Below are 23321 nucleotides of genomic sequence, written 5' to 3'. Positions count from 1 at the left end.
CCGTGCACTGATACGGGCCGAAACTCACCCATTTCACCAGGAACCCATGAAGCTTTTCCCTTACGGCCACGCCACCCATCCGCAATGGCAGATGGCGGCAGGCCTTGTGCTGGCGCAGTTGCGCGCCTACCTGGCGCTGCCGGGTTATGCCGCGTCGCCCACGCTGGCGCTGCTCTACATCACCGACCATTACGCCGCGCATGCCCAGGACATCCTCGACCACCTCAGTGCCGAACTGCCCGACATCACCGACTGGAGCGGCACAGTGGGCGTGGGCATTGCGTCCAATAACGTCGAGTACTTTGACGAGCCCGCGCTCACCGTCATGCTGTGCGAGCTTCCGCACGACCAGTACCGCGTGTTCTCCGGGGTGTCGCCCCTGCCTTCTGCCAGCAGCGGCCGTTTCAAGGCCCACACCGCGCTAGTGCATGCCGATGCCGCGACACCCGACGTCGCCGAGCTGATTGACGAATTGGCGCAGCGCACCGGCAGCGGCTATGTATTTGGGGGCCTGGCCTCCAGCCGCTCCAGCACGGTGCAGTTTGCGCTCAGCGGGCACGGCAACGTGAAGGGGCAGGGCGCGGCAGGCGGCGTTTTCAGCGGGGGCCTGAGCGGCGTGGCTTTTGGCCAGGGCGCGGCATTGATGTCACGTATCACCCAGGGTTGCAGGCCGGTGTCCGCACACCACGACATCACGGCCTGCGAGTCCAATGTGGTCACGGAGCTCAACGGCCAGCCGGCGCTCGACGTGATGCTGGCGGACCTGGGCGTGTCACTGGATGAACCGCGCGAAGCCCTGGCCAAGGTCAGGGCCACGCTGGTGGGGCTGAGCCAGCCGGCCGACGTTCCTCACGACGGCGCGGGCTCTGCCGCCGGCCGGCGCGGCCAGTTTGGCGCCGAGGTCCTGGTGCGGCACCTGATCGGGCTGGACCCGGCGCGCAAGGGCATTGCCATTGCCGGGGTGCCTGCCGTGGGCATGAAGCTGGCCTTTTGCGAGCGCAACGTGGAAGCCGCGCGCGCCGACCTGGTGCGCATCTGTGCCGAAATCCGTGAAGAGCTGGAGCCCGAAGAGGTCACACTGGAAGTCGCCAGTGCCTTGAGCGCGTCAGAGGCCGAGTCGGCGCCGCATGCGGCCCGGCGCATCGCCGGTGCGGTGTATGTCAGTTGCTCCGGCCGTGGCGGCCCCCATTTCGGCGCACCGAGCGCCGAGCTGCAGATCGTGCGGCGCGCGCTGGGCGATGTGCCGCTCGTTGGTTTTTTTGCCGGCGGCGAAATCGCGCGGCACCACCTCTACGGTTACACCGGTGTGCTGACCGTCTTCACGACGCTGGAGTGATTCCAGGCGCTCAGGTTTAAAAGCAAGCCGGGGCCGCAGATCCGGCTTTGCCGGTCTGCAGGCGCAGCGGCCCCCTCGGGGGGCAGAGAGCGACACGAAGTGCGCGAACGTGGGGGCAACATACACGCAGTGAGCGACCACAGGGGTGTTCAACAACTTAACGCCGCAAGGCGGCAAAAGCCTCGAACTCCCAGCTGCGCATGGCCAGCAGCAGCGTGTAGCCGTCGCGGTCTTTCTCGCCCAGCTTTTGGTCGCTCTGGTGCTGCTGGGCAAAATCCTGGGCGACCCGTTGCATGCGCTCCAGAAATGAAGGTGCCAGGCCGCGGCTGATGGAGCCGTGCACCAGCAGCAGGCCTTCGCCGGTGCCGTCAAAACCGCCCGAAAAATAGTCCAGCAAGGCGTTCTCGCGAAAGTAATCCATCACCGCTCCGTGCGGCCGCCAACGGAAGGTTTTGGCCAGTTTCAGGCGATAGCGGTTCAGCGGTTTCAGCTCGATGATGCCAATGCGGTCCAGCTGCGCCAGGTACTTGATGCATTCGGCCTCGGTCAACCGGTAGCTCGCGGTGATCTGTTCCAGTGTCCATTGCGACAACACGCAGATGGCCGCCAGCAACAGTTTTTTGTCGGCCACTACGGCTTTTTCCTGCGCTTCGGTGAGCTCGGCCAGCAAGGGCTGGGTGTCGGCAATGCGGCGTGCCAGGTCGGCAAAGTCCAGCTTCAACGCGCGGCAGATGGCGTCAATGCGGGACAGCGGCATGTCGCCGCGCGCCAGCATGCGCTTGACGCTGGATTCGGCCATGCCGAGCTTGGCGGCCAGGTCCGCATACGTCATGCGCGCGGCTTTGAGTTCTTTTTTGAGGACAGTGACAAGGTCGGCGGTGGTGCTCATGGGTATCGATTATCGGTACCTTGAGGGTAAGGTGGACAGACCCGGCTTGAAATTCAATTCTTTTTATCACGCCCGCCACCACAGTGCAGCTTCATTTACCGAGGAGGCTCACATGCAAACCATTCCCAAAATCTCTCATCGCCGCGTCGTGGCACTTCCGCGCGGACTTGCCCGCAGGCCGGAACCCTCCGAGCGGCGTGAGTATGTGCTCGCCGGCGTTGCCTTGTTGCTGCTGTTGCTCGCCTGGCTGGCCCCGCCGCTGGCCCAGCCCCTTCACTATCACGACTTTGCCGACCAGCGGGCCTGGGGGCCGTTGCCGCATGCCATGGACGTTTTAAGCAACCTGCCTTTTGTCCTGTGGGCTGCGGCGGGTGGGTGGGCGCTGCTGCGCGCGGCGCGTGTTCGGGCCGTCAACGGCGCAGCGGTGGCGCTGGCCGGCCTGTTTTTTGGCGGGCTGATGCTCACGGCCGTGGTGTCAACGGCCTACCACCTGCACCCCGCTGATGCCGGGCTTGCCTGGGACCGCGCGGGCATGGTGTTTGCCTTCGCCGGCTTGCTGGGGCTGGGCGCGCTGCAGTCGGTCAGCAACCGGGCGGGGCTTGCGCTGGCGGCGGCGGTTCTGGTGCTGGGGCCGTTGTCCGTGGCGGTGTGGTCGTCGTCGGGCAATGTGTTGCCATGGGCCGTGCTGCAGTTTGGCGGCATGGCGCTCATCGTGGCGTTTGCGTGTTTTCCGGTGGCACGGGCAGCCCGGCAGTTGCCCATTCGCTGGATGCTGGTGATCGGCATTTACGCGCTGGCCAAGCTGCTGGAGCTGGGTGACCACGCCATCTTTGAATGGAGCGGTCATTGGGTGTCGGGTCACAGCCTGAAGCACGTGGTCGCTGCCTGCGCCGCCTGGCCTGTGGTTTCTGCTCTCCTGGCCGCGCGGAAATTCAGTGCAGAATCCGGTGCAGCATCCAGAACAGGCTGGGCAGCCGGGCGTGCTTCGCGGCCTTCCGGCCAGACCCGCCGCACAACAACTGAAAAGAGGAGTCAAGCATGAGTGTTGATACGGTTGATACGGCCCCGCAGGTCTCGCCACCGCCCGTTCACGGCCATCCCAACCAGTTTGCGCTCCTCAAGCAGCGCCGCTTTGCCCCCTTTTTCTGGACGCAATTCTCGGGCGCGGCCAACGACAACCTCTTCAAGTTCGCGTTCACCGTCATGGTGACCTACCAGCTCAGCGTGAGCTGGTTGCCGCCAGCCTTGGCAGGCCTTGCGATTGGCGCGCTGTTCATCCTGCCGTTTTTGCTGTTTTCCGCCACCAGCGGGCAGCTGACGGACAAGTTCGAGAAAACGCGCGTGATCCGTTTCGTGAAGAACCTGGAGGTGGTGATCATGCTGATCGCCGCGGTCGGCTTCATGAGCGACAACGCCAACGTCCAGGTGCCTGTGCTGCTGGGCTGCACATTTTTGATGGGGCTGCATTCCACCATCTTCGGCCCGGTCAAATTTGCGTACCTGCCGCAAGCGCTCAACGAGCGTGAATTGACCGGTGGCAACGGCATGGTCGAGATGGGCACCTTTGTGGCCATCTTGCTCGGCCAGGTGGTCGGGGGGTTGATGGTGGCCGTGCCCCAGGTCGGGCCGGACTATGTGGCCATGGCTTGCGTGGCCCTGGCCCTGGTCGGCCGGCTGGTTTCGCAGTTTATCCCGCTCACGCCGGCGACCGACCCGGGCCTGAAGATCAACTGGAACCCCGTGACGGAAACCTGGCGCAATCTCAAGCTCGCCAAAGAAAACACGGTGGTGTTTCGCTCCATGCTGGGCATCAGCTGGATGTGGTTTTTTGGTGCGGTGTTCCTGAGCCAGTTTCCGAGCTTCGCCAAGGAAGTGCTGCACGGCAATGAGCAGGTCGCCTCTTTGCTGCTGGTGGTGTTCTCCATCGGCATTGCCACCGGTTCCCTGCTGTGCGAGGTGCTCAGCAAGCGCCACGTGGAGATCGGCCTCGTGCCGGTAGGCGCCATCGGCATGAGCGTGTTTGCGATCGACCTGTACTTCGCCTCGCGCGGTCTGCCGCCCGCGGCCGTCATGAGCATCGGCGAGTTCATGTCACAGCATGTGCATTGGCGCGTGATGATTGACCTGGCGTTGCTGAGCCTGTTTGCGGGCCTGTACAGCGTGCCGATGTACGCGTTGATCCAGTTGCGCAGCCAGCCCACGCACCGTGCCCGCATCATCGCGGCCAACAACATTCTCAACGCCTTGTTCATGATCGTCAGCGCCATCCTGGCCGGCGCGCTGCTCAAGAGCGGTTTCAGCATTCCGCAAATCTTCCTGTTCGTGGGCCTGGCCAATGCGGTGGTGGCTTTCTACATTTTCATGCTGGTGCCCGAATACCTGCTGCGCTTCATCGCGCTGATCGCCTCGCGCCTGGTGTACCGCTTCAAAATTCAGGGCGACGAGAACATTCCGGCGCAAGGCGCGGCCGTGCTCACCTGCAACCACGTGAGCTTTGTCGACCCGGTGCTGCTGATGGCCGCCAGCCCGCGCCCCATCTATTTCGTGATGGACCACCGCATCTTCAAAATGCCGGTGCTGGGCTGGCTGTTCCGCCTGGCCAAGGCCATCCCGATCGCGCCGCGCGCGGAAGACCCGGTGGCCTATGAAGCCGCCTTCGAGGCGGCGGCCAAGGTGCTGCGCGACGGCGACTTGCTGGCGATCTTTCCCGAGGGTGGCATCACCAAAAACGGCGAGCTCCAGGCCTTCAAGGGCGGCATCATGAAGATCCTGGAAAACGCCGAGCGCGATGGGCTGCAGGTGCCCGTCGTGCCCATGGCTCTCACCAATCTCTGGGGTTCGTTCTTCAGCCGCGCCGAAAAAGGCGTGGCCATGGTGCGGCCTTTCCGGCGCGGCCTGTTCAGCCGTGTCGGGCTGAACGCCGGCCCCGCGCTGGCCCCGGCTGAGGTGCAGCCCGAAGCACTGCGCAGCCGCGTGGCAGCGCTGCTGGATGCCTGAAAGTATTGAAAATAGATACCTACTAGGGAATTAAAAGAAACTGTATCGCTATACGCATGATTTTTGAGCTTGAGGGCGCACAGTACGTGCACCTCAACGACCTCAAAGGTTTTTATGCAGACGCTGATACACCGTGACTCCAAGCCCTGGCAACTTCAGGTCTGGGTTTCTTTCCTGATCGCTGTTTTCCTGTGCGCCGTGGGCTTGTCGTACTTGCCCGGCAAAGACCTGGACCGCGCGTTTATGGTCATGGGTTACTTCTTTTGCCTCTCTGCGGCCTTTGTGCTGGCCAAGCATGTGCGTGACCAGGAGCAGGGCAAGGCCGAAGGCAAGCTGGCCGACACGCCGATGTTCAAGCTCGTGGTGTGGGGCGGCTTTTTCCTGGCCATGTCGCTCACGGGCTGGGGCCTGTGGCGCATGGAAGTCAATGAGACCTACAAAGCCTTTCTGGGCGTGAGCTGGCTCTACCTCATCACCTGCAGCTTCACGCTGGCCAAAACCCTGCGCGACCGGCACGAGGCCGACCTGAGTGAAGCCCGCATGGCCGGCCGCATGTCACGCCACGCGGCGACTGAATAAGCCCGCCTTTTTGCGTGGCTCGATCCCCAATTTTTTCCAGGAGTTTTACCGTGAAAAACGTATTCGCTACTTATTTGATAGCTGCTTGCGCTGGTCTGGCGGGTGCTACGGCCACTTTTGATGCACAAGCACAGTCGGAGGCTTCGGCCCTGAGCGCGGTGTCAGCCTTGCCGCTCGCCTCGGTGGTGGTCGGCGCTAGCGCCGCCGCGGGGGCTGTGGTGGCGGTGCCGGTGGTGTTGTCCACGGCCGGCGCGGTGCTGGTGGTCAAAACGGTCGAGAGCACAGCGCGTGGCACGGTGTATGTGCTCGAACGCGCGTCTGATGGCGCCAGCGCCAGCATCGAGATCGTGGGCCGGGGTGTGGCCGGCGCTTCGATGGTGGTGGGCACCACGGTGGCCGTCAGCGTGGTGGGCGCCGGCATCGTGCTGTCTGCCGCCGGTGAGGCGATTGCCTTTATCCCCAATGCCCTGGGGCGCGCGCTGCTGCACAACGAGCGGCTGACGTACTGATGCGCGCGCACTGGAGCAATCTGATGAACATCCCGCAGATGAACCTGTTAAAACGCCTGCTTGTTCTGCTGGCGGCCGCCGTGCTGCTGGCTGCCACGCCGCTGGCTCAGGCCGGGCGATCCTGTGAAGCCCGCAAGACCACCGCGCAGACGGTGGAGCGCGGCATGGCGCTGGCCGAAAAGACACTCGCCTCGCTCAACGCCAGCGGGGAAAAGGTCGTGCTGCTGGCGCGCGCCGGGCAAGACCTCAGCAAATACGGCGTGCGCTATTCGCATCTGGGCCTGGCCTGGCAGGTACCCGACGGCCAGGGCGGCAAGACCTGGCATGTGCTGCACAAGCTCAACAGTTGCGGCACCGCAGAGTCGGCCGTCTACCGGCAAGGGCTGGGTGAATTTTTCCTCGACGACCTTTGGCGTTACGAGGCCGCCTGGCTGGCGCCCACGCCGGATGTTCAGGCGCGGCTGCTGGCCTTGCTGCAAAACCCGGCCGGCGCCACGCGTATGCACCACAAGCCCTACAGCCTCGTGAGCTACGCCTGGGGCCGCAAATACCAGCAGTCCAACCAGTGGGCCATCGAGACGCTGGCTGCCGCGATGGAGCCGGGCATCACCAGCCGCGACAAGGCGCAGGCCTGGCTGCAGTTCAAGGGCTACGAGCCGACGGTGCTGTCCCTGGGCCCCTTGACGCGTCTGGGGGCACGGGTCAGCGCCGCCAATGTGGCGTTTGACGACCACCCGAACGACAAGCGCTTTTCCGACCGCATTGAAACCGTCACGGTGGACTCGGTCTTCCAGTGGCTGCAGAAGGCGCAGCTCAGCGTTCCGGGTAAGCCGGTCACGGTGGTCCGGCTCTGATTCGCGCCGGCCTGCCCCTTTTTTTTCGTCACCACTTCATCACCCTTTCATCACAGTCACCCAGGAGGCTCTCATGGCCAACGCCCTTCGACTCACAGAAAAATGGATGCGCCGCGGCCTCTGGCTGGTGGCCTTCGTGTTCGCCGGTTTCCTGATCGGCCTGGGTGGCACGGTCGTGGGTGACCTGCCCAAGGTGGAAAAGCGCTTGGCGCTGGACGACTTTATGGGCCCCGGCGCCAACACGCTGCGTGAAACCATCAAGGCGGCCGAGCGCGCGCAACGCGATGCGCAGACGGCGCAGGACCAGGCGCAGCTCAAACGCCGCGCTGCGCAGGCCGATTCTCTTGCCGCGCGCGAAACCTTTAACAACTGGCTGTCGACCCGGCACGCGACCCAGCAGCCCGATCAGGACAGCGAGCTGATCTCACGGACGCGCGCGCTGGATGCGCTCAAGGAGCGCGAACGGGCTGCGGGCGTGGCGGTCGAGGCGCAGCAACAGGCGGCGCTGGATGCCCGCCAGGCGGCCGCGCGTGCAGGCCTCAAGCTCGGTGAAATGGAAGAACATGCCCAGAAGCGGCTCCAGGCCGAATACCGCCGCGTGGAGTTGCGCGTTTTCCTCTATCGCCTCGCGCTCACCCTGCCGTTGCTGCTGATCGCGGGCTGGTTGTTCAAGAAAAAACGCAAGAGCCCCTACTGGCCTTTTGTCTGGGGCTTTATTTTTTTTGCCGTGTTCGCTTTCTTCGTCGAGCTGGTGCCCTACCTTCCGAGCTACGGCGGCTACGTGCGCTACGCGGTTGGCATTTTGATCACGGTGCTGGTGGGGCGGCAGGCCATCATTTCGCTGAACCGCTACCTCGAAAAGCAAAAGCTTGCGGAGCGCCTGCCCGAAGTGCAGCGCCGCGAGGAACTGAGCTACGACACCGCATTGACGCGGCTGTCCAAGGGTGTGTGCCCCGGCTGCGAGCGGGCGGTGGATTTGAAGAACCCGGGGATCGACTTCTGCCCCCATTGCGGCATCGGCTTGTTCGACCATTGCGCCCGGTGCACTACCCGCAAGAGCGCTTTTGCGCGCTTTTGCCACGCTTGCGGCGCTGTGGGAGAACCCGGCAGCACGGGCGGTGCAGGAGCCGGACTTTTCCCCCTGCCGCGACCTGCACAAGGCAGCGTGGGCGCGCCAGGTGGCTAGCAAAAAGTGCGCGGGGCAGAGGCGGCCGTCAGACGGGCCGGCCGAAGAATGGATAGCCCGGGTCGTTGTAGCCATGGCTGGAAGCATGGCCTGGCACCACCAGTGCATTCACAAAAGCCTCATCGTCTGCGGCAAGCGTCAGGCCGGCTGCGCCATAAACGTCTTCCAGGTGCGACAGCACCCGTGGCCCGACAATCACGGAGGTGACCAGCGGATTGGCCAGCACCCAGGCCGCTGCGAATTGACCGGGAACCCAGCCTTTGGCTTCGCAGCGCTGCCGGATTTTCTGGGCGATCACGAGCGACTCCTCGCGAAACTCCGTTTCCAGAATGCGCTTGTCGCCGCTACCCGCGCGGGTTCCTTCAGCCGGCGGTTGGCCGGGCGGGTATTTGCCGGTGAGCACGCCGCGCGCCAGCGGGCTGTAGGGCACCACGCCGATGCCATAGTGGCCGCAGGCCGGCAGGATTTCCACTTCCGGTCCCCGGTTGAGAAGGTTGTAATAGGGCTGGCACACCGCAGGCTGAGGCACGCCCAGTTCCTTGCACAGCCGTACCACTTCGGCGATGCGCCATCCGCGAAAGTTGGACAGGCCAAAGCTGCGGATCTTGCCCGCGCGAATCAGGTCGCCCAGCGCACGCACGGCCTCTTCCAGGTTGGCGTCGTGGTAGTCGCGGTGCAGGTAGAGGATGTCCAGGTAGTCGGTCTGTAGCCGCGCCAGGATGGCGTCGGTTTGCTGCATGAGCCATCGGCGCGAGTAGTGCCCCTCGTTAATGGCTTCGCTCACGGGGTTGCCGAGCTTGCTGGCCAGCACCCAGTGATGCCGCTGCCCGGCCAGCAGCTTCCCCACGTCTTTTTCCGACTGCCCCTGGTTGTACACGTCGGCCGTGTCGATGAAGTTCAGGCCGCGCTCGCGGGCCGAGGCGACGATGCGGCCCGCTTCGTCAAAAGGTGTCTGTTTGCCGAACATCATGGTGCCCAGGCACAAGACGGAGACTTTGAGGTTGCTGTTGCCGAGACGGCGGTAGGGCATGGTCATGGGGTGCTGAAAAAAGTGGGCAAGGGTGTGATGGTGCCTCAGCTTGCGGCCGGCTGCTTTGTCCTGCTGCCCTGCTTCGGTAAAGGGTAGGCCGATTTACCGGTGAGGTATCAAAAGTAGATACCTTCGGTACATGCAATCAATGCTTGTAGCTTTAAATGCAACTTTATTGCCAGTGCGTCGCACACTGCGCCCACAAGCATGTGCTTGGGCCTTCGGGTAATTTATGAAGCTTGCTATGTCCTGGTTTTCAATGTCACGCACGGCCCGCGCCGTGGCGCTTGCCGGTGCCGCGATCGGTGTCGGCACACTGGCCGGTTGTTATGTGGTGCCGGTTCAGCCCGGCCATCCGCCGATGGCCTCCACCGTGTATGTCACGCCGGCGCCTCCCGTCAGCACGACTTTCGCGGCACGGCTGTATCCGGCCAACGACACCGCGACGCCTTACGGTATGGTCGGTGCGGTGGTGACAAATGACATGAACGGCCGCGGCACTTTCACCACCAACATCAATGGTGAAAGCTTCAGCGGAGAGGCCACCCGCCTGTCGGGCTCGTCGATTCGCGAGGGCGTGGCCAACGGGTCAGGCAGCCGGGGCAGCTACATCAGCTGCCGCTACCAGATGAACTCGTCGACGATGGGGACAGGGCAATGCAAGTTGTCCAACGGCGCGCAGTTCACCATGCACGTCGGCGGCTAAAGCAACGCCGTGGCCGACGTCGCTGTGACAGCGGCGTCGGCTACTGCCGCATCTGCTCTGCGGCAATGATTTGCGGCGCTGCCTTGAGATGGCCCACGTATTTCAGCGGCTTGTGAATCATGATGGAGGGCACGTCGCCCTCCCGCATGTGAAGCAGGTCACCGGGGTTGATGAGGCGTGGGTCGGCGTCAGTCAGTGGCAAGCCGGCACTGCGGTAAGCCTCAAGAATGAATTGCGAACAGAAGAACTGGTCGTTGCGGCCCAGCCCCAACTGCACAGCCGCGATGCCGCGGATGCAGAAGTCACGCACCATGGACGGCACCAGGGGCAATTCGCACATGCGGCGCTCCAGCGCAAAGGGCGCCTGCAGCATCACGCCGACATAGTTGTACTTCTTGCCTTCGTGTCTGGCCGCGAAGGTGTGGATCTTGATGGCCTGCTCGGCCGTGAGGTCCGGGTGGCGAAAGGCCACGACCGTGGCCTCGTCGGCCACCAGTGCATCGACGCTGCGCACGCGGATGCCCGATCCCACGGCTTCGGCGATCTGCTGGTTGCCAAGGTAAACCGCTGCGTGGCTGACCGGCGAGAGGGTGATCAACCGGATGCCCACCGAATTGAGGCCGTTCTCGGCGGTGAGGATGATGTCGCCAGGCCGCAGCGCGTCGCCCTTGATGAGCTCCCCGCCATTGCCCGGGTTCAGCGCCATATTCTGAAAACCCAGCATCGGTGCGCCCGTCTCGTCATGCGGCTTGATGGCCGTGGCGCAACCGACCAGCGCCAGCAGCAAGGCGCCCAGGGCTGCCGCTGAAGACAGCAGTCGGACCATCGAGGCCTGTGATGAGGATTGCGGCATGCGCTGGGCTCCGGTCAAATAACGGGTGGTTGGAATGAATCAGGCAAACAGCGCAAGCTCAGGGTGCAGTCCGCTCGACCAGGTACTCTTTGGCGTACCAGAAGGTTTCGGGCGACTTGAATGCGCCCAGCGTGCCCTCCTTCTCGTCCTGGCGTGAACGCAGGTCCCAGCGCTCGTCAAGGATGCGGCAGCCGGCGCAAGGCGCTTGCCCCACGCGGCGCTGCACCAATGCGTAGCGCGTGTTCTTGAACAGCGCGTCGACCTCCTGGTAGTCCACCGGCTGCGCCGCGAAGTAAGGAACAATTTTGGCGCCGGGAATGATGAATTCGTAGCGCTCGAAGTGGCCGTTGAAATTGCTCGGCACCGACACGGTCTGGCCTTTGAGCAGGGCGTTGGTTTCGGGACGGAAATGGCCCATGTCGCCATTGAAGGGTGCGGTCACCCATGCCAGCGCAAAGAACACGGCAAAGCTGCTCATCGCGGCGACCGGGCGCGTTAGCTCGCGCTTGGCCATGCCAGCGATGCACATCACGCCCAGCCCCAGCAGAAAGAGCCAGTAGAGCGGCGAGTACAGCCAGGCGTTTTGCGTGGCACGCACGCCGCCGTAGCCGATCAGCCCCATGGCCAGTGCGCCGCCCAGGCAGATCAACAAGGTCAGGCTGAACCAGATGCGTGAAATGCGGTTCCAGTACAAGGCGATCAGCACGGCCAGCGCGGGCATGGCCGGAATCAGGTAGCGGGTGGAGCGTTGTGTCGGCACCATGAATACCAGCGCAAAGGCCAGCATCCAGAGCCACAGGGCTTTCTCTGCATCACTGATGACTTCTGCGGTGCCCTTGCGTTGCTGGCGGGCGCGCCATGCCGCCACAAAGCAGCCGGCCGCTACAGGCAACAGAAAAAGGGCATTGGAAAAGTACCCCGTCAATATGGTCAACACGCCGCTGCTGCCGCTCAAGGCGATGGCGAAATAGCCGCGTGACGAATTCATTTTGCCGGCGTTTTCGCCGACAACAAACTCACGCCAGACTTCACCTGGCTGCGGATCGATGGCAAACCACAGACCGAAAATGGCCAGCGCGAGCAGGCAGGTCGCTGCAACCTTGATACCGTCCGTGACGATTCCGCGCCGGAAGATCTCCCACGGGGCTTTTTGAGCACTCAGCATCTGGTAGCACAGGGCCAGTCCGAACCCGACGGGCACGACCATGACAAAGGACTTGTAAAGGCAGCCGATGCCGATGGCCAGGCCGGCGAGCAAGGGAAACTTCCATCGCGAGGCCAGCAATTTAGCGGGCGCCCAGGCCACGGCCCACAACACGCCAAACAGCCAGAAGGTTTCAGGCGCGCTGGTGAGGTACGGCCTGCCATAGCGATAAGTGCTGAAGAATGACAGGTAAACGATGGCGGCAATGGCGCCCATGGTCAGGGCGCGCTGGTTTGCGCTCCAGGCCGTCCGCGTTGCCGCGGCATCTGCATCGGGCGGCACTGTAACGGCTGTGTCGCGCACGGTCTTCCAGGTCAACATCCCCACCATGAATGCGATGACCCACGAATACGCCACGCTGGGCAAGCGCAGGTTCAGCAGCGTCCAGTGGTCGCCCCACCCACCGGCCACCATGGCCTGCCAGAACAGCACGGGCGGCTTGGTGTTGCGCATGAAGTCGTAGGAGCTGACCAGCGGCAGCCACTTGCCGCTCTCGGCCGTCAGCCTTGCGATGTGGGCGTAGACCAGCTCGTCGCCGTTGCGCGGAATGTGGTCACCGCTCAGGCCGAACAAGTAGCCCAAGGCCACCAAAAGAGCCAGCCCTATCCAGATGCGGTGGGCTGGGACGCGGTTCTTCAGGGACTCAAGGCTTGTCATGGACATCGGGCGGGAGAGTTTCGTCGGGCGCAACCATTTTGGCGCGGCGGCGGCGGAAAGTCATGCGGTCGTTGGCCACAAAATTGCACACACTCGACAGCGCGATTGCCAGCACGTTGGCCACGATGTAGTGCATATGCAGCGCCAGCCATTTGGTCAGCAATGACTGCAGCACGATGGCCAGGCCGGCCGCCATCACGTATTTGGAAAACAGGAACAGCGCTGAATGGTGGACTTCGTGTTTACGGTCGCGCCAGGTCAGGCGCCGGTTCCAGTAGAAGTTGCTGATGGTGGCAACGGTGATCGCCAGCGCGATGGAGTAGTTGAGCCGGGAGTGGAAATCCGCGATATGGCTGAACAAAAACTCCTGCGCCACATACAGCACGGCGACGTTGACCACGGTGCCGCTGGCGCCCACCACACCAAACTTGATGAAGCGCCAGCGCGCCATGGGCCGGAGGCGTTCGGGCAGGCGGTTGATGACCGCCTCGGCAATGGATCGGAGTGTCGGCATCAGGCGTTGGCAATCGTTGGCGCCACCAGGCATTCGCGCGCCTTGGCCAGCACGGCGGCCGGCTCAATGACTTTCAGGCACTGGTTGTCGCCGTCGCAATAGGACGAGCGGTGGTTGTAGGCGGTGAGGCAGGGCGAGCAGGGCCACTGGCTGTAAAAGGAGTGGCACTTCGGTGTCAGGGGCGCATAGAGGCCGGGCGTTTCGGGGCCAAACAGCATCAGCGTCCAGATCGGTGTGAGCGCTGCAAACTGGCCCGGGCCACCGTCGTTGGTGACCAGCAGCCGCGCGATATGGAACAGCGCCAGCAGCTCGGAAATCGAGCGGGTGTAGCCCGTCAGGTCGATCACCGGGCTGCCCGGGAAAGCGGCATGCACATTGGCCACCAGTTGCCGCGCCAGCGCCTGGTCGTCCTTCAGGCCGATCACGGCCACCGCGCAGCCGTCAGCCACCAGGCCTTCGCACAGCGCGGTGTACGAAGCCAGGGGCCAGGCACGTATCGGCAAGATGCCGCCGCCCGGATAGACCAGCACCAGCGGCTTGCCGGCAATGGCCGGGAAATCCTGCGCCAGCCGGGCCTGGATGCCCGGCACCAGCGCCGCCTGCAGCTGCACATGCGGCGGCGGCTTGCCGCTGCCGGCTGCGGCCAGGTTGGCCGGCAGCTTCGACTTGGGGACGGCTGTCGAATCAATCGCGCGCGCCAGCGTCAGGAACTGCGCGCTGATGTGGTGATACGGGTTGTAGGGAACGGGCCGGTTGATGTGCGAGCCGCGGTACAGGCCTTCTTGCGTGTGGCGGTGAAAGCCCACGCGGATGCGGGCGCCGCTGGCATACGACAGGAGGCTGCTGATGCGCGAAAAAAGTTCGCAGTCGATCGCCACGTCGACGTTGGCGCGGCGCAGCTCGCCAATTGCCTTCCACAAACTGGAGAGCAGGCCGCCCAGCGATTTGTCGTTCACCGTGTGCACGTTGGCCGGGTCCACCACCTTCATGAGGTCGAGGATCTCGCGGTTCTTGCCGAAGAGCAGGGCATGCAGCGGAGCGTCCGGGTAGCGTTCCTTCAGCCGCGCAAACATGTCGTGGGCCAACACCAGGCTGCCCATTTCCGAAAGCAGAATCACCACGATGGCGCGAGGCGCTTTGTCGGCGTTGTCGTCACCACGAAAACGGCGCATGACCGCATCGATGCCCGACACCGCCGCACACAGCGGAATACCGGCCCAGCGGTCAATCCATCGTTGCAGGTTGATGTTCATTACACGCCCCGCTGCCGGTCGGTGCGGAACTGCGCGGTGAATTCGCCGAAGCGCCCCGCGTCGAGTGCGTCGCGAATTTCCTGCATCAGGTTCAGGTAGTAATGCAGGTTGTGGATGCTCGACAGCATGGGGCCGAGCATCTCGCCGCAGCGGTCCAGGTGGTGCATGTAGGCGCGCGAGAAATTTTTGCAGGTGTAGCAGCTGCAGGTCGCGTCCACCGGCTGGTCTTCGGTCTTGTAGCGTGCGTTGCGGATTTTCAGGTCGCCGAAGCGGGTGAACATGTGGCCGTTGCGTGCGTTGCGGGTGGGCATCACGCAGTCGAACATGTCGACGCCGGCGGTCACACCCTCGACCAGGTCTTCAGGCGTGCCCACGCCCATCAGGTAGCGCGGCTTGTGCGCTGGCAGGCGATGCGGCGTGTGCGCCATGATGCGCTGCATTTCTTCCTTGGGCTCGCCTACGCTCACGCCGCCGATGGCGTAGCCGGGCAGGTCCAGCTCCACCAGTGCATCGAGCGATTCCTGGCGAAGGTTTTCAAACATGCCGCCCTGCACGATGCCGAACAGCGCGTTGGGGTTCTCCAGCTTTTTGAATTCGGCGATACAGCGGCTGGCCCAGCGCAGGCTGAGCTCCATCGAGCTGCGCGCTTCGCTCTCGGTGGTGATGTGGCCTTTGGTGTCGTAAGGCGTGCACTCGTCGAACTGCATCACGATGTCGCTGTTGAGCACGGTCTGGATCTGCATCGAGATCTCGGGCGTCAAAAAGAGCTTGTCGCCGTTGACGGGCGAGGCAAATTTCACGCCCTCTTCCGAAATCTTGCGCATCTCGCCCAGCGACCACACCTGGAAGCCGCCGCTGTCGGTCAGGATGGGTTTGTTCCAGCTTTCAAACTTGTGCAGGCCGCCGAACTGCTGCATCACGTCCAGGCCGGGCCGCATCCAGAGGTGAAAGGTGTTGCCCAGGATGATTTGCGCGCCCATGTCGTGCAGCGACTGCGGCATCACGCCCTTGACCGTGCCATAGGTGCCGACCGGCATGAAGATGGGCGTTTGCACCACGCCGTGGTTGAGCGTCAACTTGCCGCGCCGGGCGTAGGACCCGAGGTAGGCGCCGGCCCCTTCGTCCGCCGGGGCGTCGGTCTTCAAAACTTCAAATTCAAGCATCTTGGGATTGTCGCAGGTGTACGCGGGGGATTCAGGCGCCCTTCAGGCGTTCTTAGGTGCCTGCCAGAGGGGTTTTTCGCGCCAGCAGCATGGAGTCGCCATAGCTGAAGAAGCGGTAGCGCTGGGCGATTGCGTGGCGGTACAGCGCCATGATGTGTTCATAGCCCGAAAACGCGCTGACCAGCATCATCAAGGTGCTTTTGGGCAGGTGGAAGTTGGTTAACAGCAAATCCACCATGGCAAATTCAAAACCCGGGGTGATGAAGATGTTGGTGTCGTTGCATTCGGAGCCGAATTTGGCGTGCGACTCCAGTGCCCGCACGGTGGTGGTGCCTACGGCCACTACCCGGCCGCCGCGCGCCTTGCACGCGGCAATCGCCTCCCGGGTGGCAACGGGTACCTCAAAGCGCTCGAAATGCATGGTGTGGTCGGCGATGTTCTCGGCCTTCACAGGCTGGAAGGTTCCGGCGCCTACATGCAAGGTCACGCTGGCGCGCTGGATGCCGCGCGCTTCCAGTTCGGTCAGCACAGTTTCGTCAAAATGCAGCGCGGCCGTGGGCGCCGCCACAGCGCCCGGGTTTTTAGCGAACACGGTCTGGTAGCGCTGTTCGTCATCGGCGGAATCGGTGTGCGTGATGTAGGGGGGCAACGGCACATGGCCGTGCTGTGCCATCAGCGCATAGGGGTCGCTGCTGAGGCGAAAGCGGTACAAGGGCCCGCTCTCTTCTGGCCAACGGCCCAGCAACGTAGCCGTGAAGCCGCCGTCCATCTGCAGCACTGCGCCGGGCAGGGGCTTCTTGCTGACCTTCATGTGGGCAGCGACTTCATGGCCCTCATCGGCATGGGGTGACAGCACGCGCTCTATCAGCAATTCCAGCTTGCCTCCGCTGGCCTTCTGGCCGAACAGCCGGGCCTTGACGACTTTGGTGTCGTTAAACACCAGCAGGTCGCCCGGCAGCAGCAGGCCGGGGAGTTCGGTGAACCGGCGGTCTACGGGCAAGTCTTCCCGGCCGTCAAGCAGGCGCGAGGCGCTGCGCTGGGCTGCGGGATGTTGGGCTATGAGTTCTTCGGGCAGCGTGAAATCAAAATCGCCGAGGCTGAAATGCGTCTTCATGAAGGCACAATTGTCCCATGTCGCCACTTGGTGCCTCCGCCCGAAAAACCGCCCCGCCCGAGGCCGCGGCCGAGAACACAGCCGCGCCTCGGGCCAAAGCCGAAAAAGCACCGCCCAAATCGCCTGCGCAAAAGGCGCTCGAGAAAATGGGACTGCGCCGCGACATCGACCTGGCCCTGCACCTGCCCCTGCGCTACGAGGACGAAACCCGCATCGTGCGGCTGGCTGATGCCCGGGACGGCGACCTGGTGCAGATTGAGGGTGTCGTAACCCACAGCGACATCGCCTTTCGCCCGCGCCGCCAGTTGCGCGTGACGGTGGACGACGGCAGCGGCACCTGCGTGCTGCGCTTCATCAACTTTTATCCGGCTCACCAGAAAACGCTGAGCGTGGGCGCTCAGGTGCGGGTGCGCGGTGAGATCCGCGGCGGCTTTGTCGCCCGCGAAATGATCCACCCCAGCTTCAGGTTGGCCGGTGGCGAGCTCCCCGGGGCCCTGACGCCGGTGTATCCCACCGCGGCGGGTTTGCCCCAAGCCTACCTGCGCAAGGCGGTGCTCAGTGGGCTGTTTCGGGCTGACCTCCGGGAGACCCTTCCCGAAGAGGTTCTCAGCAAAAAGATGCCGCAGCCTTTGTGGAGCCTGCGCGAGGCGCTACAGTTTTTGCACCATCCCACGCCGGATGTCTCGCTCGCCACGCTGGAAGACCGAAGCCATCCGGCCTGGCAGCGACTCAAGGCTGAAGAGTTGCTGGCCCAACAACTCTCACAGCTTCAAGCGCGTCGCGTGCGCGCCGCCATGCGCGCGCCCAGGCTCTCCGGCCCGGTCATGCGGGGTGCGCAGTGCACATTGCATGACCAGTTGCTGGAACGCTTGCCTTTTCGCCTGACCGCCGCGCAGACGCGTGTATGCCGCGACATTTCAACCGATCTGGAGAAGGACATCCCCATGCACCGCTTGTTGCAGGGTGATGTGGGCGCCGGCAAGACCGTGGTCGCGGCGCTGGCGGCCGCCCGCTGCATGGACGCAGGCTGGCAATGCGCGCTGATGGCGCCCACCGAAATTCTGGCTGAGCAGCATTTCCGCAAGCTGATTGGCTGGCTGGAACCGCTAGGCATCAAGACCGCCTGGCTGACCGGCAGCCAGAAGACCAAAGAGCGCCGCGAAATGCTGGCGCTCATTGAAAGCGGTGCCGCGGGCCTGGTCATAGGCACGCACGCGGTGATTCAGGACAAGGTGAAGTTCAAGAACCTGGCGCTGGCCATCATCGACGAGCAGCACCGCTTCGGCGTGGCGCAGCGTCTGGCCCTGCGAAGCAAGATGACCGAAGGCGGGGAAGAGCCGCACCTTTTGATGATGACCGCCACGCCGATTCCCCGAACCCTGGCCATGAGCTACTACGCCGACCTGGATGTCTCCACCATCGATGAGCTGCCACCCGGCCGCACGCCCATCGTGACCAAGGTGGTAAGCGACACCCGGCGTGACGAAGTGATCGCGCGCATACGCGGCCAGCTGGCTGAAGGCCGGCAGATTTACTGGGTCTGCCCGTTGATTGAAGAAAGCGAGTCCATCGACCTCGTCAACGCCACGCAGACACACGAAGCGCTGAGCGCAGCTTTGAATAGCCCCCACGCTCCGCCGCTGCGCGGGTCGCTGCCCCCCGAGGGGGCTGGCCCTGCCTTGGGGCGGCCCGGCGGCGGGGCCGGCGTGATGGTGGGACTCTTGCATTCGCGCATGCCGGTGGCCGAGAAGAAGGCTGTGATGGCGCTTTTTACCGGTGGGCAAATGGGCGTGCTGGTCAGCACCACGGTCATCGAGGTGGGCGTGGATGTACCCAATGCGTCACTCATGGTGATTGAGCATGCCGAGCGCTTCGGCCTGAGCCAGTTGCACCAGCTGCGGGGCCGTGTGGGGCGCGGAGCGGCGGCGTCAGCTTGCGTGCTGCTGTATTCCACCGGTGAATCGTCGCGTCTGGGCGAGATGGCGCGCGAGCGCCTGAAAGCCATGGCGCAAACCAATGACGGTTTTGAGATCGCCCGGCGCGACCTGGAGATTCGCGGCCCCGGTGAATTCCTGGGCGCCAGGCAATCGGGTGCGCCGCTGCTGCGTTTTGCCGACCTTGAAACCGATGCCGCGTTGCTGGCCTGGGCGCGCGGCGTGGCACCGCTGATGCTTGACGGGCATGCAGATCTTGCGCATCGGCATATTCAGCGCTGGCTGGGCGGCAAGGCGGACTACCTGAAGGCCTAAACGCCCGCACGCAGCACGTCCATCGCGAAAAGCAGCACAATAAAGCCCATGACGCTGACCGAACTCAAATACATCGTCGCCGTTGCCCGGGAAAAGCATTTCGGCAAGGGTGCCGACGCTTGCCACGTCTCGCAGCCCACGCTGAGCGTGGCCATCAAGAAGCTGGAAGAAGAGCTGCAGGTCAAGCTCTTCGAGCGCAATGCCAATGAGATCACTGTGACCCCGCTCGGCGAAGAAATCGTGCGCCAGGCCCAGAGCGTGCTGGAGCAGGCCGACAATATCCGCGAGATTGCCAGGCGCGGCAAGGATCCGCTGGCCGGTGCGCTGCGGCTGGGCGTGATCTACACCATCGGCCCCTACCTGCTGCCCGACCTGGTGCGCCAGGCGATTGCGCACACGCCGCAAATGCCTCTGATGCTCCAGGAAAACTTCACCGTCAAGCTGCTGGAAGAGCTGCGCACCGGCGAAATTGATTGCGCCATCCTGGCCGAGCCGTTTCCCGATACCAACCTGGCGATTGCGCCGCTCTATGACGAGCCCTTCATGGCGGCGGTGCCGAGCGCGCATGCGTTGGCGTCGCGCAAAAGCGTAACCGCCGAGGAGCTCAAGAAGGAAACCATGCTGCTGCTGGGCACGGGCCACTGCTTTCGCGACCATGTGCTGGAGGTCTGCCCCGAGTTCGCGCGGTTTTCCAGCAGTGCCGAAGGCATCAGCAAAAGTTTTGAAGGCTCATCGCTGGAAACCATCAAACATATGGTGGCGGCTGGTATGGGCATTACCCTGGTGCCGCGCCTGGGCGTGCCCAAGGAGGCTTTGGCCCAGCAGGCTGCGGCCGGCAAAACGGCCAAGGGGAAAACAAGCCGCAGCAAGGTAGCGGCGGAGCAGCCCTCATTCATCAAATACCTGCCGTTTGAAGGTGATGTGCCGAGCCGGCGCGTGGTGCTGGCCTGGCGTCGCAGTTTCACCCGTTATGAGGCCATCGCTGCGTTGCGCAATGCGATTTATGCCTGTGAGCTGCCTGGGGTGATGCGCTTGTCCTGATGAGCGTCCCGACTCTGTGGTGCCGATCCATCGAAGCGGCATCGCGCGTGACGGCGGAGACGCCACACTGATTTCGTAAGTTGTCTACTCATTTCTAAAAAGGAACACCATGGCCAAAGCTTCAGTCAAGACCTCCGGAAAACCCGCGCCGGCGATCAATATCGGCATCAACGAAAAAGATCGCGCGGCCATTGCCAAAGGCTTGAGCCGCCTGCTGGCCGATACCTACACGCTCTACCTGACCACCCACAATTTCCACTGGAACGTCACCGGGCCGATGTTCAACACGCTGCATCTGATGTTCATGACGCAGTACACCGAGTTGTGGGCAGCGGTTGATCCAGTGGCTGAGCGCATTCGCTCGCTGGGTCATCCTGCACCGGGTTCCTATGCCCAGTTCAGCAAGCTTGCGTCGATTCCCGACGTGCCGGTGGTGCCACCCAAGGCGCTGGAGATGGTGCGCATCCTGGTGCAAGGCCATGAAGCCGTGGCACGCACCGCGCGCGAACTGTTTCCTGTTGCAGACAAAGCCAACGACGAGCCAACGGCCGATTTGTTGACGCAGCGCCTCACGGTGCACGAACAAACGGCCTGGATGTTGCGCTCGCTGCTTGAAGAATAAATGCCGATGGGGAGTGAAGCCGCCAGCGCGAGTGCAGAGGAGCGCAGCGCAGTACGCGACGCGGCAGGCGTGGGGGATCCGTCTTCCCAAGCCGGGGCCGCGGAACCGGCTTTGCCGGGTCGCAGGCGCAGCGCCCCCTCGGGGGGCAGCGCATTACACAAAGTGAAAAGCGTGGGGGCTCCATCTTCCCAAGCCGGGGCCGCGGAACCGGCTTTGCCGGGTCGCAGGCGCAGCGCCCCCTCGGGGGGCAGCGCATTACACAAAGTGAAAAGCGTGGGGGCTCTCTATCTGGAGTTGATCCGCTGGAACCGTCCGGCGGGTTGGCTGCTGCTGCTGTGGCCCACGCTGTCTGCTCTGTGGGTGGCTTCGCACGGCTTTCCGGGCTGGCACCTGGTCACGGTGTTTACGCTGGGGACCATCCTGATGCGTAGCGCGGGCTGCTGTGTCAATGACGTGGCCGACCGCGACTTTGACCGCCACGTCAAGCGCACGGCCCAGCGGCCGGTCACGAGCGGTGCGGTAGCGGTGCGGGAGGCGCTCATCCTCGGGGCCGTGCTGGCGCTGCTGGCTTTCGGGCTCGTGCTGACCACCAACGCCGCCGCGATCGCGTGGTCGTTCGCCGCACTCGCTATCGCGCTGGCCTATCCGTTCGCCAAGCGCTACGTCGCCATGCCGCAAGCAGTGCTGGGTGTGGCCTTCAGCTTCGGCATTCCGATGGCTTTTGCCGCCGTGCAGTCGCGTGTGCCGCCGCTGGCCTGGGTGCTGCTGCTGGGCAACCTGTTCTGGGTGATCGCTTATGACACCGAGTACGCCATGGTGGACCGTGATGACGACCTGAAGATAGGCATGAAAACCTCGGCCATCACGCTGGGGCGTTTTGATGTGGCCGCCGTCATGCTCTGCTACGCCATTTACCTGTCAATATGGGCTGTAGCGCTTATGGATCAGGCGCAACCAGCTATCTATTTCATAGCAATCGGTGTGGCTGCGGTGCAGGCGCTGTGGCATGGGTGGCTGATCCGCAAGCGGGAGCGCGAGGACTGCTTCAAGGCGTTCCGGCTTAACCACTGGCTGGGCTTTGCGGTGTTTGCGGGAATTGCGCTGTCGTACCTGGCAATGTGAGCGGGGCTGCGCTGGAAACGGCCACAAAAAAGCCCGCTTGCGCGGGCTTTTTCAATTCCTGAAGTCGCCGGACCAAAGGGCTAACGGCTCAGAGGAACTTCATCGGGGGATTAAACCGATTTTTTGGCTTTTGCCTTGTGCTTGACCTTGTGCTTGGCTTTTGCCTTGACCTTTGCAGGTGCAGCCTTTTTCTCTGCAGGTGCGGCAGCAGGTGCTGCTGCGGGTGCAGCAGCCTGGGCAGCTGCTGGCGTGGAGATCACGGCCAGGGGCATGGCGAGGACGGCTGCGCTGATGAGGGTGGACAGTAATTTGTTCATGGTGAAGCTCCGGATGTTGGAAAAAGTTATGTGCGGTGTTGCCGGATGAACCGTCCTCAGAAGGACCAGGGCCGCCGTGACAGACGCCCTTCTTAAACGTTCTCCCTCACAGGGCGGTTGACTTGCCGGCAGCAGTCATCGACACACATCATCACGGCTCGCGCTGCCACAGTGCAAACGTCAAATTGCTACCAAATGCATAGCTGTTTGCGCACGGCTATATCGGGCTACAGCGGATTTTTATCGGAATTCATCAGCCCGCCCCAAACTCATCGCCCAGTTCGGCGGCACGCTGCCTGGCCCTGTGGATGGCGCGCATGAACTGCATTTTGACGTGGTCCTGCTCCAGGGAGGTGAGTGCGGCGTAGGTGGTGCCGCCTTTGGAGGTGACCTGCGCGCGCAGGGCCTGCGGCGTTTCGTCGGAAGCCTGCACCAGGGCCGAGGAGCCGACAAAGGTGCCGACGGCGAGTTTGCGCGCCTGCTCGGAGGAAAGGCCCATGTCGGTGCCGGCCTCAATCATGGCTTCAATAAAGTAAAAAACATAAGCCGGGCCGGAGCCCGACAGGGCGGTCACGGCATCGAGGTGGGTTTCCTCGGTGAGCCACAGGTAGTCACCTGTCGGTTTGACCACTTTTTCGGCAGCCTGCTTGTCTGCGTCCGTCACCGCGTCACGCGCAAACAGCGCCGTCATGCCCTTGCCGACAAGCGCCGGCGTGTTGGGCATGGCGCGCACCACGCGCTCCGTACCCAGCCAGCGCGCGATGCTGCTGGACCGCACGCCGGCGGCCACGCTCAGATGCAGGGCCGTTTTGGTGTGAAAGCGTGTCTGCAGGGCCGCATCCTTGAACGTTTGCGGCTTGACAGCCCACACGACCAGGCCGGCGCCCGCCAATGCCGCGCCCGGTTTCTCGTGAACCTGCACCCCGAATTGCCGGATGAGCTTGTTGCGTTGCTCTTCAAAAGGCTCGACCACCTGGATGTGGGCCGCTGCGAGGCCCTGTTTGCGCAGGCCGCCGATGATGGCGCTGGCCATGTTGCCGCCGCCGATGAAGGCGATGTTTTCGTTGTCAGGAGTTGAGGAGGAGGTGCTCATGTCGATGGGCGCTGCTTGTGCGTGTTGGGGGCC

At 63.4% G+C, this 23321-nt stretch carries 22 protein-coding genes; 12 read left to right on the top strand and 10 right to left on the bottom strand.

Annotated features, from left to right (window positions below; translation table 11 throughout):
* Positions 1-46: 46 nt before the first annotated feature.
* Complete coding sequence (locus ABI546_RS06685; protein WP_348045314.1) at positions 47-1336, top strand: FIST N-terminal domain-containing protein; 1290 nt, start codon at positions 47-49, stop codon at positions 1334-1336.
* A gap of 157 nt (positions 1337-1493) precedes the next feature.
* On the opposite strand, the gene ABI546_RS06680 is transcribed toward ABI546_RS06685, so the two are convergent.
* The gene (locus ABI546_RS06680; protein ID WP_348045312.1) at positions 1494-2225 is read right to left on the bottom strand and encodes a helix-turn-helix transcriptional regulator; all 732 of its coding nucleotides are present in this window, start codon (positions 2223-2225) and stop codon (positions 1494-1496) included.
* Positions 2226-2337: 112 nt separating this feature from the next.
* Here ABI546_RS06680 and ABI546_RS06675 point away from each other — a divergent pair, with 112 nt between their 5' ends.
* From ABI546_RS06675 to ABI546_RS06650, 6 genes are all read left to right on the top strand, one after another.
* Positions 2338-3267 carry a hypothetical protein gene (locus ABI546_RS06675; protein ID WP_348045310.1) on the top strand — a complete coding sequence of 310 codons (930 nt, stop codon included), beginning with the start codon at positions 2338-2340 and terminating at the stop codon, positions 3265-3267.
* The gene (locus ABI546_RS06670) at positions 3264-5222 is read left to right on the top strand and encodes an MFS transporter (protein ID WP_348045308.1); all 1959 of its coding nucleotides are present in this window, start codon (positions 3264-3266) and stop codon (positions 5220-5222) included. Before ABI546_RS06675 ends, ABI546_RS06670 begins: the two co-directional genes overlap by 4 nt.
* A 114-nt stretch (positions 5223-5336) precedes the next feature.
* Positions 5337-5801, top strand: coding sequence for a YiaA/YiaB family inner membrane protein (locus tag ABI546_RS06665; RefSeq protein ID WP_348045306.1), 465 nt, complete (start codon positions 5337-5339; stop codon positions 5799-5801).
* Between the two features lie 50 nt (positions 5802-5851).
* The gene (locus ABI546_RS06660; protein ID WP_348045304.1) at positions 5852-6310 is read left to right on the top strand and encodes a hypothetical protein; all 459 of its coding nucleotides are present in this window, start codon (positions 5852-5854) and stop codon (positions 6308-6310) included.
* Positions 6311-6333: 23 nt separating this feature from the next.
* Positions 6334-7164, top strand: coding sequence for a DUF2145 domain-containing protein (locus tag ABI546_RS06655; RefSeq protein WP_348045302.1), 831 nt, complete (start codon positions 6334-6336; stop codon positions 7162-7164).
* A 73-nt stretch (positions 7165-7237) separates the two neighbouring features.
* Positions 7238-8350, top strand: a complete 1113-nt coding sequence (locus ABI546_RS06650; RefSeq protein ID WP_348045300.1) for a zinc ribbon domain-containing protein — start codon at positions 7238-7240, stop codon at positions 8348-8350.
* A 28-nt stretch (positions 8351-8378) separates the two neighbouring features.
* Here the strand turns inward: ABI546_RS06650 and ABI546_RS06645 are convergent, their stop codons facing one another.
* A complete protein-coding gene (locus ABI546_RS06645; RefSeq protein WP_348045473.1) occupies positions 8379-9380 on the bottom strand; it encodes an aldo/keto reductase in 1002 nt (333 codons plus the stop codon).
* 244 nt (positions 9381-9624) lie between these two features.
* Between ABI546_RS06645 and ABI546_RS06640 the strand changes: the two genes are divergently transcribed.
* On the top strand, positions 9625-10086 hold the full coding sequence (locus ABI546_RS06640) for a hypothetical protein (protein ID WP_348045298.1): 462 nt from the start codon (positions 9625-9627) through the stop codon (positions 10084-10086).
* Between the two features lie 40 nt (positions 10087-10126).
* Here the strand turns inward: ABI546_RS06640 and ABI546_RS06635 are convergent, their stop codons facing one another.
* Genes ABI546_RS06635 through queA form a run of 6 tightly spaced genes read right to left on the bottom strand, consistent with a single transcriptional unit; the run spans position 10127 to position 16844 of the window.
* Complete coding sequence (locus tag ABI546_RS06635; RefSeq protein ID WP_348045296.1) at positions 10127-10939, bottom strand: YaeF family permuted papain-like enzyme; 813 nt, start codon at positions 10937-10939, stop codon at positions 10127-10129.
* A 58-nt stretch (positions 10940-10997) separates the two neighbouring features.
* Positions 10998-12806 (bottom strand): glycosyl transferase, encoded by a 1809-nt coding sequence (locus ABI546_RS06630; protein ID WP_348045294.1) that lies wholly within the window; start codon positions 12804-12806, stop codon positions 10998-11000.
* Positions 12787-13314, bottom strand: coding sequence for a GtrA family protein (locus ABI546_RS06625; protein WP_348045292.1), 528 nt, complete (start codon positions 13312-13314; stop codon positions 12787-12789). Before ABI546_RS06625 ends, ABI546_RS06630 begins: the two co-directional genes overlap by 20 nt.
* On the bottom strand, positions 13314-14567 hold the full coding sequence (locus tag ABI546_RS06620) for a glycosyltransferase family 9 protein (protein ID WP_348045290.1): 1254 nt from the start codon (positions 14565-14567) through the stop codon (positions 13314-13316). Before ABI546_RS06620 ends, ABI546_RS06625 begins: the two co-directional genes overlap by 1 nt.
* Positions 14567-15730 carry a tRNA guanosine(34) transglycosylase Tgt gene (gene tgt, locus ABI546_RS06615; RefSeq protein ID WP_348045288.1) on the bottom strand — a complete coding sequence of 388 codons (1164 nt, stop codon included), beginning with the start codon at positions 15728-15730 and terminating at the stop codon, positions 14567-14569. The genes ABI546_RS06620 and tgt overlap by 1 nt, the downstream gene beginning before the upstream one ends.
* A 52-nt stretch (positions 15731-15782) precedes the next feature.
* Positions 15783-16844, bottom strand: a complete 1062-nt coding sequence (gene queA, locus ABI546_RS06610; protein ID WP_348045286.1) for a tRNA preQ1(34) S-adenosylmethionine ribosyltransferase-isomerase QueA — start codon at positions 16842-16844, stop codon at positions 15783-15785.
* A gap of 17 nt (positions 16845-16861) precedes the next feature.
* On the opposite strand from queA, the gene recG reads away from it, so the two are divergent.
* The 4 genes from recG (at position 16862) to ubiA (ending at position 21878) form a co-directional block, all read left to right on the top strand.
* The gene (gene recG, locus ABI546_RS06605) at positions 16862-19093 is read left to right on the top strand and encodes an ATP-dependent DNA helicase RecG (protein ID WP_348045285.1); all 2232 of its coding nucleotides are present in this window, start codon (positions 16862-16864) and stop codon (positions 19091-19093) included.
* 48 nt (positions 19094-19141) lie between these two features.
* Positions 19142-20134, top strand: a complete 993-nt coding sequence (locus ABI546_RS06600) for a LysR substrate-binding domain-containing protein (RefSeq protein WP_348045283.1) — start codon at positions 19142-19144, stop codon at positions 20132-20134.
* A gap of 109 nt (positions 20135-20243) precedes the next feature.
* Positions 20244-20756, top strand: a complete 513-nt coding sequence (locus ABI546_RS06595; protein ID WP_348045282.1) for a Dps family protein — start codon at positions 20244-20246, stop codon at positions 20754-20756.
* A gap of 264 nt (positions 20757-21020) precedes the next feature.
* Complete coding sequence (gene ubiA, locus ABI546_RS06590) at positions 21021-21878, top strand: 4-hydroxybenzoate octaprenyltransferase (RefSeq protein WP_348045281.1); 858 nt, start codon at positions 21021-21023, stop codon at positions 21876-21878.
* Between the two features lie 110 nt (positions 21879-21988).
* On the opposite strand, the gene ABI546_RS06585 is transcribed toward ubiA, so the two are convergent.
* On the bottom strand, positions 21989-22195 hold the full coding sequence (locus ABI546_RS06585) for a hypothetical protein (protein WP_348045279.1): 207 nt from the start codon (positions 22193-22195) through the stop codon (positions 21989-21991).
* A gap of 253 nt (positions 22196-22448) precedes the next feature.
* Positions 22449-23288 carry a pyrroline-5-carboxylate reductase gene (gene proC, locus ABI546_RS06580; RefSeq protein WP_348045278.1) on the bottom strand — a complete coding sequence of 280 codons (840 nt, stop codon included), beginning with the start codon at positions 23286-23288 and terminating at the stop codon, positions 22449-22451.
* Positions 23289-23321 lie beyond the last annotated feature (33 nt).

The sequence above is a fragment of the Polaromonas sp. genome (assembly GCF_039932935.1).
Classification (GTDB): Bacteria; Pseudomonadota; Gammaproteobacteria; order Burkholderiales; family Burkholderiaceae_C; genus Polaromonas.
This window is presented reverse-complemented; position numbering and strand designations above follow the sequence as displayed.